Genomic DNA, 11578 nt, shown 5'->3' with positions numbered 1-11578 from the left:
GGTGATTCCTTAATCGATCGTCACGTAGTCGGGGCCGGAGTAGTGCCCGGTGGTCATCTTCTGGCGCTGCATGAGCACGTCGTTGAGCAGGCTGGAGGCGCCGAACCGGAACAGGCTCGGGGTGAGCCATTCCTCGCCAACGGTCTCGGCCACGGTCACGACGTACTTGATGGCGTCCTTGGAGGTGCGGATGCCGCCGGCCGGCTTGACGCCGACCCTGGCCCCGGTGAGGCGTTTCCAGTCCCGCACGACCTCGAGCATCGACAGGGTGACCGGGAGCGTCGCCGCCGGCGCCATCTTGCCGGTGGAGGTCTTGATGAAGTCGCCGCCGGCCAGGATGGCCAGCCACGACGCACGACGCACGTTGTCGTAGGTGTTCAATTCCCCGGTTTCAAGGATCACCTTGAGGTGGGCGTAGCTTCCGTCGACGCGACGGCAGGCTTCCTTGACCGCGACGATCTCGTCGTAGACCTGGCCGAACCGACCGGACAGGAACGCGCCACGGTCGATGACCATGTCGATCTCGTCGGCTCCGGCACGGACGGCGTCGCCGACATCCGCGAGCTTGACGGCGAGCGAAGCGCGCCCGCTCGGGAATGCCGTGGCGACGGCGGCGACGTTGATGCCGACGTCGGAACCGGCGGCGTGCGCGGAACCCAGCGCCTCGACGGCCACGGGAACCAGATCGCCGTAGACGCAGACGGCGGCGACCCTCGGGCAGGCAGGGTCACCCGCGTCGGGAGTGAGGGCCTTGCCGACCAGGGAACGCACCTTGCCGGGGGTGTCCGCACCCTCCAGGGTGGTGAGGTCGATCAGGCTGATGATCTTGTCGAGCGCCCACTTCTTCGAGCTGGTCTTCACCGAGCGCGACCCGAGGTCTGCGGCACGCTGCTCGAGGCCGACGGCGTCGATCCCGGGGATCCCGTGCAGATACCGACGCAGGTTAGCGTCGGTGGCTTCGCCGCCCAGGAGCGCGAGAGCGCGTTCCCCGGTATTCAGCTGGGCCATGGCCAATTGACTGCTAGTCATCTGTCGTCCTTGCGGTTTGGGTTGGTCAAGCTTCTTCGCCGAGGATGGCGAGTGCGGTGTCTTCGTCGGTCACCAGGATGCTGCAGAGCCCGCTGCCGACGATGGCGCGGGCGACGGCGTGCTTGGAACTTCCCGCGATCACCGCGATCGCCGTTTTTGCCTGGCGGAGTTGCTCCAGCTGGATGCCGAGCGTGCGTCCGTCGAGATCCGGGTCGACGATGTTGCCGTTGCTGTCGATGTACCGGCCGACGATGTCACCGACGGCACCCTTGCGAACCAGCTCGGCGACCTGCTCGGCGGTGAGGTAGCCGCTGTCGACCAGGGCGGAATTCTCGTCTGCCTGGCCGGCGCTGAAGAGGTAGGCCGAGGCCGCGGTCGCCAGATTGAGCACGGCGGCGACGGCACGGTCGGATTCGATCGCCTGTTTCGTCTCGAGGCGTTCGAGGATGGCCGGGCTGGGCAGCAGCGTCGCCGCTCCCGCTCCCTTGTGCGCGATGCTCACCGCGGTCGCCGCGGCCGTGCCGGCGCGCCGGTTCAGGCTGACGCCGCCGTTGATCTGCACCACGTTGACCCCGTGCGCCCAACCCTGCTTGAGGTGCAGGCCCACCTCGTGCAGGGTGCGGCCCCAGCTGATCCCGAGCGTTCGGGGAACCGGGCGGAGACCGGTGAGATAGTCCGCCGCGGCCTGCGCGGTGCGGGATTGGAGTTCCTCGTCGCTCGCGACGCCGGCCGAGGAGACCACGATGGCATCCGTCAGACCGGTCGCCTCACGCAGCCTGCGCTCGACCGAGAGCCGGCGAGCGCGCGGGTGGACGATCTCGATCCGGATGAACCCGCTGGCCTTGGCCTGGGCGAGCAGCCGACCGACCTTCCAGCGGGTGAGGCGGAGAAGTGTGCCGATCTCGTCCTGCGTCCTGTTTTCCTCGTAGTACAGCTCGGCGGCACGAATTGACAGTAGTTCGTCACTATCGATCACTCTGGTGCGCTCCATCCGATTTGAATCCAGCCTAAGTCTCGCGCGCCTCCCGATCAACATCTGCTTGGAATCTTGCTCAGATGAGCAGGGGGTCCATCGGCGCCACGATCTAGGCTCGGAGCATGGCTCCCACCTATGCGCTCGCGGTCGACCTCGGCGGAACTAAAGTCGAGGCTGCCCTCGTCGACGACCTGGGCGGCGTGCTCACGTCGAGCCGCCACCGCTCCCCCACCGGACCGACCGCATCGAGCGACCAGCTCGCCGCCGCCGTCACATCGGCCGTCGGCGCCGCCCTGGCCGGCCTTCCGGCCGACGGGCAACTCGTCGGCGCCGGCATCGGCAGTGCCGGGCCGATCGCCGTGGCAAACGGGACCGTCTCACCACTCAACCTCCCAGCCTGGCGCGGGTACCCGCTCGGGGACCTGGTCGACGGGCTGGTTCCGGATGTCCCGGTGCGGGTGCGCCTGGACGGCCTGTGCATCACCCTGGCCGAGCACTGGCTCGGGGCGGGGCAGGGCACGGACAGCCTGATGGGCATGGTCGTGTCCACCGGCGTCGGCGGCGGCCTCATCCTCGGCGGCAGGACGGTATCGGGGCCGAGCGGCAATGCCGGGCACATCGGCCACATCGAGGTCGGCGGTTTTGATGACCGGTGCGCCTGCGGCGGGATCGGCTGCCTCGAGGCCGTCGCATCCGGCCCGCGCACCGTCGCCTGGGCCCGCGGTCAGGGTTGGACCGGCTCGACGGGCGAGGAGCTCTCGACGTCGTATGCGGCCGGTGACCCGGTCGCCGTGGCCGCCGTTCGCCGCTGCGGCCGCGCGATCGGCCAGGCAATCGCCTCGGCCACCAACCTGGTCGACCTGGACATCGTCGCCATCGGCGGCGGTTTCGCCCAGGTGACTCCAGATCTGTTCGACTTCGTACGAGAGGCCGTCAACGAACGCAGCGTGTTCGAGTTCGCGAGGCGGGTGCGAGTCGTGCCCTCTGGGCTCTCCGGGGATGGTCCGCTGATCGGCGCCGCCGCCCTGATCCACCGGGCAGACCTGGTCGCCTGACCGGCGCCGGGCCCACGGCTTGTGCGGCGAAGCGAACGAGCGCGAGCGTGCGTTCGGTCACGAGACCCAGGCCCGGTGCGGCCCGCCCTGTGCCGGCTCGGAGTGTCAATTACGGGGTAAGTCTAGGCTGGACACCATGCCTGAATTCGCGAAACACCTCCCGTTCAGCCAGCGCCCCGCCGTCGACGAAACCGAGGCCGGTTCCGACTGGAGGGCACCGCTGGCGGAGACGCTCACGGCCATCGCCGATTTGCTGGCCGAGCTGACCCCAGAGCAGTGGGAAGCGCCGAGCCTCTGCGGCGGCTGGCGGGTGCGGGATGTCGCCGGCCACCTGATCTGGCGGCTCGGCAGCACCAATCGTGAGCTGGTGCGCAGCCTGGGCCGCGCGATGCTGCACGGTCGCTTCGTGAACCCGAACCGAGGGATGGACGTGGTCAGCCGGGCCGCGGCCGAGGCCGAGCCGGCCGAACTCGTCGCCGAGCTGCGCCGGATCGCTGCGGACCGGCTGGCCGGTCTCGGGCGCCACGGCGTCACGGAGCTGACCGAGGCGGTCGTGCACGGCTTCGACATCGCCCGTGCGCTGGACCTGACCCTGACGGTCGCGCCGGTCGTGACCGGGGCGGTGGCGCTCCGCCGAGCGCTGATCGCGCCCACCCCGGTGAAGGCCGTGCTCCGGCGTCGCACGCTCGTGGCGACGGATGCGCTCTGGCGCGTCGGCCGGGGCCAGGCCTTCGAGGGCACCGCCGAAGACTTCGTGCTGTTCCTGTTCGGTCGCGAGGGTTTCACGCCGGGCGGCCGCCGCACCGCCGAGTAGCCCCGCATTCGTCGCTCAATGCGGGCGCCGGGCGGCTCGACTTGGGTCGGGCACCGGGCGGGGCCGGCTCACCGCGCCCCTTTCCGCAGGGCGCTACCGCGGGCGCGGACGCGGGCTGCCGAATCCGGCGCGGCGACGCGGCGGGGTCTCGACGAGCTCGACCACCGGGCGGATCGGGCACGGGGCGGGTCGGGCACGGGGCGGGTCGGGGCGGGTACCGGGCGGGTCAGGAGAGGAGGTGGCGTACGCGTTCCACGTCGTCGCGCATCTGCACGATCAGGGGTTCGATGCCCGTGAAGGCGACCATGCCGCGAATCCGGTCCACGAACGACACCTCGACCACGTGGTCGTACAGGTCGATCTCACGATCGAGCACGTAGGCCTCGACCTGCTTCTGGGCCACGCCGTCGAAGGTGGGGTTGTTGCCAACCGAGATCGCCGCCGGATAGCGCACGCCGGCATCCGTCAGCCAGCCCGCGTAGACGCCATCGGCAGGGATGAGTCCCTCGGAGTCCGGCGAGAGGTTGGCGGTCGGGAATCCCAGCTCCCGTCCCCTGGCCGCGCCGTGAACGACCTCGCCGCGCACGGTCGGAACGTGGCCGAGCAGCCCGGTTGCCGCGAGCACGTCGCCGCGAGACAGCAGCTCCCTGATCCAGGTTGACGACACCCGCCGGGCCAGATCCGGTTTCACGTCGTCGATCAGGCGCACGTCGAAGCCCTTGGCGGCGCCAAGCCGCTGGAGCAGGTGCACGTCGCCGGCGGCACGGGCACCGAACCGGAAGTCCCGGCCCACGAGCACGTGCTTCGCGTGGAGTCCGTTCACCAGCACGGACTCGATGAACTCCTCGGGCGCGAGCGCTGCGAGAGCCGGGTTGAACTCCAGTACGAGTGCGGCGCCGACGCCGGTCTCGCCAAGAAGGTTGAGCTTCTGTTCGGCGCTGATCAGCGACTCCGGGCAGTCGTCGGGCGCCAGCAGGGCGAGCGGATGCCGGTCAAACGTGGCGACGACGGAGACAAGCCCCTCGGCGTCGGCGATCGACTTCAACTCAGCGATGACGGCCCGGTGGCCGGCGTGCACGCCGTCGAATTTGCCGATGCTCACGGCGGATGCCGGCCAGTCGGCCGGGATGTCGCCGAGACCCCTGATGATCCTCATGCGCGCCCCGGCGCCCGGCGAGCGAGCCACCACATGCCCAGCAGCGGAAGCACAAGGGGAACAAAGCCGTAGCCGCGGCCGAACACGGACCACACGGTCTTGTGCTGGAACAGATCCGGCTCGACGAGGCTGAGCGTGCCGATCACGAGCACGCCGAGCAGCTCGAAGCCGATCGTGACCCAGGCGACCCGGTACCAGCCACGTCCGCTTCGGACCAGGGCGACGGTGGCGACGATGTAGATCACGGCGGCGAGAGCGGACAGCGAGTAGGACAGCGGGGCGTCGGCGAAGCTCTCCGCGATCTGCACGAACGATCGGCCGGTCGCGGCGAGGGCCAGAAGTCCGTACACGGCGATGAGCACCCGGCCGATGCCGGTCACTCGTCGGTTCCGTGCACCGTCGGTGGTGTTCACGTCGGCGTCGCTCTTCGGTCCAGTCATGGCTTGGTAATTATCGCAGCATCCAGTCGGAGCTTTCTCACAGTCCCTGCACCGTCCAGATTTGCAGCATCCGGTAGAGCATCACGGCCACTGCGAGGCAGGCTCCGCCGAGGATGACCGTGCTCCACCGGCTGCGTTCGATCAACGCCCAGGTCGCGGCCCCGACCGGCAGCAGGATCGCGCTGATCAGGTAGGTGTAGAACTCGAGCACGCTGCCGCTGGGGTTGTTGCCCGTGAACGGCGCAGCGATCGCCACGACGAGCTGCGCCAGGAGGAGGAGTTCGACCAGGGCGGTGGCCCCCATCGACAGGTCGGTGGGCCGGCGGCCGAACAGGCCGAGGCCGGTGCAGAGGAGTCCGGCGAGCACGGCGACCACGATCTGGGCCCAGGCGAACCACTCGATCACGCGTCACCATCCACTGCGCCGGCGGCTGCAGCGTCGGGCGCTTCGTCGGGCGCTTCGTCGGGTGTTTCGTCGGGCGGGAAGTTGATCAGGGACTTGGCCTGCGTGCCCCGGAACTCGACCAGGCCGATCAGGCGGCCGTCCGGGGCGATGGCGGCGACCGGTCCGGCCTGGCTGAGGTTCTGGCCGGCGTCGACGTCGATGCGTTTGCCGTGGCCGAGGTCGATCGCCTGCTGCTCGGTGAGATCGAGGCGGCCGAGGATTCGGGTTGCCGCGGCTGCCGGGCCGATCAGTGCCGAGGCCACGTCGAGCTGGTCGAGGGGGCAGGCCTCCTCGATCCGGAACGGGCCGATCCGGGTGCGTCGGAGGCTGGTGAGGTGCCCACCGACGCCGAGGCCGGCGCCGAGGTCGCGGGCGAGGGCACGGACGTAGGTGCCGGAGGAGCACTCGACCCGAACGGTGAGGTCGAGGAAGCCGTCGACCGGCGTTGACCCAACCAGTTCGAAGGCGCTCACCGTGACCGGGCGGGAGGGAAGGTCCACCGCTTCGCCGGCCCGGACCCGGGCGTAGGCACGCACCCCGTCGACCTTGATGGCGCTCACCGCGCTCGGCTGTTGGCTGATGGCGCCGGTGAGCGCCGCGATTCCGGCCGCGACGGCCTCTGGCGCGAGTGCGGCCACGGTCTCGGCTGAGGCTCTGGTGACCTCTTCGCCTTCCGCGTCATCCGTCGTCGTCGCGGAGCCCAGCCTGATCGTGGCGAAATATTCCTTGTCGAGGCCGACGACGAAGGTGAGCAGCCGGGTCGAACTGTTGATGCCGAGAATGAGCAGGCCGGTCGCCATCGGGTCCAGGGTGCCGGCATGGCCGACCTTGCGGGTGCCCGCGAGGCGGCGGGTGCGCGCGACCGCATCGTGACTGGTCCAGCTCTGCGGCTTGTCGATGAGAACCAGTCCGCTGGTGGAGCCGCTCATGAGCGAGATCCGATCTGAGCCTGCGGCCCGTTGCCTGACTGCCGGGATTCGTCGCTCACCCAAGTCATCGTATCCGCCAATCGGCGGCGGCGCGTTCGCTCCGGCCGGGCGCGGCGGGCGGCGTTCTCAGAGCAGAGGACCGACCTAGGCTGGAGCCATGAAGATAGCGGTAATCGGAACGGGCGCCCTCGGCGGCACCTTCGCCACCCTGCTGGCCCGGGCCGGCCACGACGTGACCGTGACGGCGCGGGGCGCGGGGTTGACCGCGATCCGGGCCGACGGCATCCGTCTCAGCGGTGGGTTCGGTGAGGCGCACGCCCACCCCACGGCGTTGGAACGCCTCGTCGACACCCCGGAGCTGACCCTGGTCTGCACGAAGGCACAGGATGCCGCCGCCGCCATCGCGGAAAATGCGGCCGTTCTCGACGGCTCCCCCGTCATCGTCGTGCAGAACGGCCTGGACGGGGTGACCACGGCCGCCCGACTGCTGCCGCGCTCCGAATGCTTCGGCGCATTGTCGATCATCGCCGCGAACTACACGGCACCGGGGCGGGTGACCATCACCACCCCGGCGCCGACCTACCTCGGCCGTGGTTCCGGCCCCGCCGACACCCGGACCGCCGGGTGGCGCGATGTTCTGGCCGAGGCCGTGCCGACGAAGGTGATCGACAACTTCGTCGGCGCACAGTGGACGAAGCTTGTCGTCAACATGCTTAATTCGCTCCCGGCCATCACCGGGCTCAGCGTGCAGGAGGTCGTCGACCACGCCGGTCTCCGGCGGGTGATGACGGCGAGCATGCGCGAGACCGTGCGGGTCGGGATGAAGCGCGGAGTGCGCTTCGGAGCGCTGCAGGGGCTCGGCGACGCCCGGCTTCGCTTGTTCTCGCGGCTGCCGGTCTCACTGGGTCAGGTGCTGCCCCTGATGATGCGAGCGCGGATGGGCGACGTGCCGAACCAGGGCTCCACCCTGCAGAGCCTGAAGCGTGGCCAGCGCACCGAGATCGACTTTCTGAACGGCGTCGTCGTGCGCGAGGCGGGCCTGGCCGACCTCGCCGCACCGGTGAACGCCCTCCTGACGGCGCTGGTGCACGAGGTCGAGGCATCGGGCGCCGCGCTCAGCCCCGCCGGGGTCATCTCGCGCGTCGGAGCGCTCACGCGGCGCTGACCGCGCCGGGTCAGCAGCTGTCGAAGAACCTGCGTTCGGGTAGACCCGGGTCGGTGAGGTCGACGACGGCGGAAGCCCGCGTGCGCGGCCTCACCTCGGTGCGGTAGAGGCGGTCGGCCTCGGCCTGCTCATCGTCGTCGTGGTCGCCGGAAAGGTTACCGAGGCTATCGGCGGACTCCGGCCCGGTCTCGACGAGCACGCTGTACGACCAGGCGTCTCGCAGTTCCTGCCGGTTCAGGTGGTCGCCGTCGATGACCAGGGTCGCATCGGGGGGTCCGGTCAGCCAGGTCGGTTCGATCCAGGTGTCACGGTCCGGGTCGAAGGCACGGGTCACGAATCCGGTGCTGCCGCCCATCCGGAATGGATCGATCAGCACCCGGCGAAGCAGGGAGAAGTCGTAGAGGTGCCGGAAGAGTCGCTCCGGAGACTCCGGGCCAAACCTCTCCTGCTCGGCCCGCGACCGGCGAAAGTTCACGAGTGACGCCCGGAAGGTCGGATGCTCGCGCTCCTCCAGCACAGCGGCGAGGTCGTCGGCGAACGCGGCCCGAGCCACGTCGTCCGTGCCGTCTACGGCCACGATCGTGCGCCCACGGCCATAGAGGCCGAGGATCTCGGCGGCGAGCTCGCGGAGGAAAACGATCCGGGGTGTGGAGACAAGCTTCATAAATCGACCCTAGGTTAGAAAGCGTGACTGTCACAGCCCCGGCGGAACGCCTCGTCCCCGCGATCACCGCCTGGTTCAGGGCCAACGGCCGGGATCTCCCCTGGCGGCGCGACGGCTTCACCGCCTGGGGCACCCTGGTGAGCGAGTTCATGCTGCAGCAGACCCCGGTGAACCGAGTCATTCCCCGACTCGAGGAATGGCTCGAACGCTGGCCGACCCCGGCCGACCTGGCCGCGGTCCCTCCGGGCGAGGCCGTGCGCGCCTGGGCGAGCCTCGGCTATCCGAGACGGGCCCTCTGGTTGCACGCGGCGGCCGTCGAAATCACGACGCGGCACGACGGGATCGTTCCGGAGGACGTCGACGCCCTGTTGGCGCTCACCGGGGTCGGCGACTACACCGCGCGCGCCGTGGCCGCCTTCGCGTACGGCCACCGGCATCCGGTCGTCGACACCAATACCCGTCGGGTGATCGCACGGGCCGTCGGCGGGCAGGCCGAGCCCGCACCGCCGGCTCGCACCCGGGACATCGAGGCGATGAGCGGGCTGTTGCCCGCCGACCGCTCGGAGGCCGCGGCTTTCAACGCCGCGATCATGGAACTCGGGGCGGTCGTCTGCACCGCGCGCAAACCCCGTTGCGACGCCTGCCCGATCCGGACCGACTGCGCCTGGGTCAATGCGGGGTCCCCCGCCTATGACGGGCCGCGCAAGGCCGTGCAGAAACGATTCGAGGGCAGCGACCGGCAGGTGCGAGGGCTGGTCATGGCCGAGCTCCGGGCCACCCACCGCCCCGTCACCGACGCGGAGATCGACGGCTTGTGGCCGGATGCCGCCCAGCGCCGGCGCGCTCTGGCCGGGCTGCTCGCCGACGGGCTCGCCGTGCGCCACGGTCTGGACGGCTACACCCTGCCGCACGAGTGACCGGTCGCGCTGACCCGTCGAAACGAATCGGTCCCGTCTCGACGAATCGGTCCCGTCGAAACTGCACGCGCCACGGCCGGGTCCGTGACGCGGATGGGCCAGGAAGACCGTACGATCGTAGCGATGACTGCTTCGATCCTGACCCCGTATGAAGACCTCCTCCGCGACGTGCTCGCGAATGGAACGCCCAAGGCCGACCGTACCGGCACCGGCACCAGGAGCGTCTTCGGCCGCCAACTGCGCTTCGACCTGGCCGCGGGGTTTCCGCTGATCACGACGAAGAGGGTGCACTTTCCCTCGATCGCCTACGAACTGCTCTGGTTCCTCCGCGGCGACGGCAACGTGAACTGGCTTCGCGACCACGGCGTGAGCATTTGGAATGAATGGGCCGACGCGGACGGCGACCTCGGTCCGGTTTACGGGGTGCAGTGGCGATCCTGGCCGACGGCCACCGGGGAAAGCATCGACCAGCTGGCCCAGATCATCGAGACCCTCCGCACCGACCCCGACTCCCGCCGCATGATCGTGTCGGCCTGGAACGTGGCGGACATCCCGAAGATGGCACTGGCTCCCTGCCACGCCCTGTTCCAGTTCTATGTGGCCGACGGCAAGCTCTCCTGCCAGCTCTACCAGCGCAGCGCGGACCTGTTCCTCGGCGTGCCGTTCAACATCGCCAGCTACGCGCTGCTCACCCAGCTCGTCGCGGCCCAGGTCGGTCTGGAGCTCGGCGAGTTCGTCTGGACCGGTGGCGACTGCCACATCTACGACAACCACGTCGCCCAGGTCACCGAGCAACTGACCCGCAGCGCATTCCCCGCACCGACTCTGCGCATCCAGACGCCACGGGACAGCCTCTTCGACTACCAGTTCGAAGACCTGGTTCTGGAGAACTACCAGCATCACCCGGCGATCAAGGCAGCGGTCGCGGTATGACTCTCGGGCTGATCTGGGCCGAGAGCAGCAACGGAGTGATCGGCTTCGACGGAGCGATGCCGTGGCATCTCCCCGAGGACCTCGCGCATTTCAAGGCGCTGACGAACTCCGGCGCGGTGCTGATGGGTCGGCGCACCTGGGACTCACTTCCGCCCAGGTTTCGGCCGTTACCCGGCCGAGCCAACATCGTGATCACCCGGCAGCCCGAATGGGCGGCGGATGGCGCGCTCGTCGCGCACACCGTGGATCAGGCGTTGGCACTCGTCACTGGCGCCGACACCTGGGTGATCGGGGGTCTGGAGATCTTCGCCGTGACCATCGGAGGCGCGGATGTGCTGGAGGTAACCGAGATCAACGCCGAGTATCACGGCGACACGAACGCCCCGGTGATCCCGGACGGCTGGCGTCGCGCCGCCGTCGACCCTGAAGCGGGCTGGCACACCTCACGAACCGGTCTCGAGTACCGGTTCGTGCGTTACCTGGCCGAGTAGGCCGAGTACCGGCCGGGACGAAACCGGATCAGCTTGCGGGGTCCTCGGTGTGCGCGTGGGTGGAGGGGGCCGGTGTCTCGTCCTCATCCTCGTCGTCTTCGTCATCCTCGTCGTACTCGCGAGGCTTGACGTACGGGTCTTCGTCGCCGGCATACTTGGCCGTGCGGGCGAGCTCGCCGACCTCGGTGTCGCGCTCGCGCGCTTCCCGGAGCAGGTCGTCGATCAGGGCCGCGTTCTCGGGGATGGCGTCGGCAATGAACTCCAATGACGGAGTCAGCCGGGCCGTGATGTTCTTGCCGACCTCGCTGCGCAGCATCCCGGTGGCGGCCTTGAGCGCCGCAGCACTGTCCGCACGTTCCTCGGCGTTGCCGTAGACGGTGTAGAAGACCGAGGCGTGCTGCAGGTCTCCGGTCACCTTCACATCCGTGATCGTGACGAACCCGAGCCGCGGATCGCGGAGACCGCGTTCGAGCCGCTTGGCCACGATGACCTTGATGCGGTCGGCCATTTTCCTGGCGCGTGCCGGATCTGCCATGGTAACTACTCCTATATTCGTAAAACTAT

The 11578-nt window shown here is 69.3% G+C and carries 14 protein-coding genes; 6 read left to right on the top strand and 8 right to left on the bottom strand.

Annotation, left to right across the window (positions count from 1 at the left end; genetic code table 11):
• Positions 1–9: 9 nt before the first annotated feature.
• Positions 10–1029 carry a deoxyribose-phosphate aldolase gene (gene deoC, locus QMG61_RS04800; RefSeq protein WP_283493202.1) on the bottom strand — a complete coding sequence of 340 codons (1020 nt, stop codon included), beginning with the start codon at positions 1027–1029 and terminating at the stop codon, positions 10–12.
• Between the two features lie 25 nt (positions 1030–1054).
• Positions 1055–2005 (bottom strand): sugar-binding transcriptional regulator, encoded by a 951-nt coding sequence (locus QMG61_RS04795; protein WP_283493201.1) that lies wholly within the window; start codon positions 2003–2005, stop codon positions 1055–1057.
• Between the two features lie 122 nt (positions 2006–2127).
• Here QMG61_RS04795 and QMG61_RS04790 point away from each other — a divergent pair, with 122 nt between their 5' ends.
• Both QMG61_RS04790 and QMG61_RS04785 read left to right on the top strand, forming a co-directional pair.
• Positions 2128–3060 carry an ROK family protein gene (locus tag QMG61_RS04790; RefSeq protein WP_283493200.1) on the top strand — a complete coding sequence of 311 codons (933 nt, stop codon included), beginning with the start codon at positions 2128–2130 and terminating at the stop codon, positions 3058–3060.
• 136 nt (positions 3061–3196) lie between these two features.
• Positions 3197–3874: a maleylpyruvate isomerase family mycothiol-dependent enzyme gene (locus QMG61_RS04785; protein WP_283493199.1), complete on the top strand. Its 678-nt coding sequence runs from the start codon at positions 3197–3199 to the stop codon at positions 3872–3874.
• Between the two features lie 226 nt (positions 3875–4100).
• Here QMG61_RS04785 and QMG61_RS04780 read toward each other — a convergent pair whose 3' ends face one another.
• The 4 genes from QMG61_RS04780 to truB are packed head-to-tail and all read right to left on the bottom strand — an operon-like array spanning position 4101 to position 6844.
• Positions 4101–5030: a bifunctional riboflavin kinase/FAD synthetase gene (locus QMG61_RS04780; RefSeq protein ID WP_283493198.1), complete on the bottom strand. Its 930-nt coding sequence runs from the start codon at positions 5028–5030 to the stop codon at positions 4101–4103.
• Entirely contained in the window at positions 5027–5470 is a 444-nt protein-coding gene (locus tag QMG61_RS04775) for a hypothetical protein (protein WP_283493197.1), read from the bottom strand. The genes QMG61_RS04780 and QMG61_RS04775 overlap by 4 nt, the downstream gene beginning before the upstream one ends.
• Before the next feature lie 37 nt (positions 5471–5507).
• Positions 5508–5876 carry a hypothetical protein gene (locus QMG61_RS04770; protein WP_283493196.1) on the bottom strand — a complete coding sequence of 123 codons (369 nt, stop codon included), beginning with the start codon at positions 5874–5876 and terminating at the stop codon, positions 5508–5510.
• Entirely contained in the window at positions 5873–6844 is a 972-nt protein-coding gene (gene truB, locus QMG61_RS04765; protein WP_283493195.1) for a tRNA pseudouridine(55) synthase TruB, read from the bottom strand. The genes QMG61_RS04770 and truB overlap by 4 nt, the downstream gene beginning before the upstream one ends.
• Before the next feature lie 157 nt (positions 6845–7001).
• On the opposite strand from truB, the gene QMG61_RS04760 reads away from it, so the two are divergent.
• The gene (locus QMG61_RS04760; protein ID WP_283493194.1) at positions 7002–8009 is read left to right on the top strand and encodes a ketopantoate reductase family protein; all 1008 of its coding nucleotides are present in this window, start codon (positions 7002–7004) and stop codon (positions 8007–8009) included.
• Between the two features lie 10 nt (positions 8010–8019).
• Here the strand turns inward: QMG61_RS04760 and QMG61_RS04755 are convergent, their stop codons facing one another.
• Positions 8020–8673, bottom strand: coding sequence for a nucleoside/nucleotide kinase family protein (locus tag QMG61_RS04755; RefSeq protein ID WP_283493193.1), 654 nt, complete (start codon positions 8671–8673; stop codon positions 8020–8022).
• Positions 8674–8696: 23 nt separating this feature from the next.
• On the opposite strand from QMG61_RS04755, the gene QMG61_RS04750 reads away from it, so the two are divergent.
• From QMG61_RS04750 to QMG61_RS04740, 3 genes are all read left to right on the top strand, one after another.
• On the top strand, positions 8697–9590 hold the full coding sequence (locus QMG61_RS04750; protein WP_283493192.1) for an iron-sulfur binding domain-containing protein: 894 nt from the start codon (positions 8697–8699) through the stop codon (positions 9588–9590).
• A gap of 123 nt (positions 9591–9713) precedes the next feature.
• Complete coding sequence (locus tag QMG61_RS04745) at positions 9714–10523, top strand: thymidylate synthase (RefSeq protein WP_283493191.1); 810 nt, start codon at positions 9714–9716, stop codon at positions 10521–10523.
• The gene (locus QMG61_RS04740) at positions 10520–11014 is read left to right on the top strand and encodes a dihydrofolate reductase (protein WP_283493190.1); all 495 of its coding nucleotides are present in this window, start codon (positions 10520–10522) and stop codon (positions 11012–11014) included. The genes QMG61_RS04745 and QMG61_RS04740 overlap by 4 nt, the downstream gene beginning before the upstream one ends.
• Before the next feature lie 28 nt (positions 11015–11042).
• On the opposite strand, the gene rbfA is transcribed toward QMG61_RS04740, so the two are convergent.
• Entirely contained in the window at positions 11043–11549 is a 507-nt protein-coding gene (gene rbfA, locus QMG61_RS04735; RefSeq protein ID WP_283493189.1) for a 30S ribosome-binding factor RbfA, read from the bottom strand.
• Positions 11550–11578: the final 29 nt, after the last annotated feature.

Origin of the sequence: Cryobacterium sp. PH31-AA6 (assembly GCF_030063195.1) — a bacterium.
Lineage (GTDB): Bacteria > Actinomycetota > Actinomycetes > Actinomycetales > Microbacteriaceae > Cryobacterium.
Note: the sequence above shows the minus strand (reverse complement) of the source record. Positions and strands in the feature narration are given on the sequence as shown.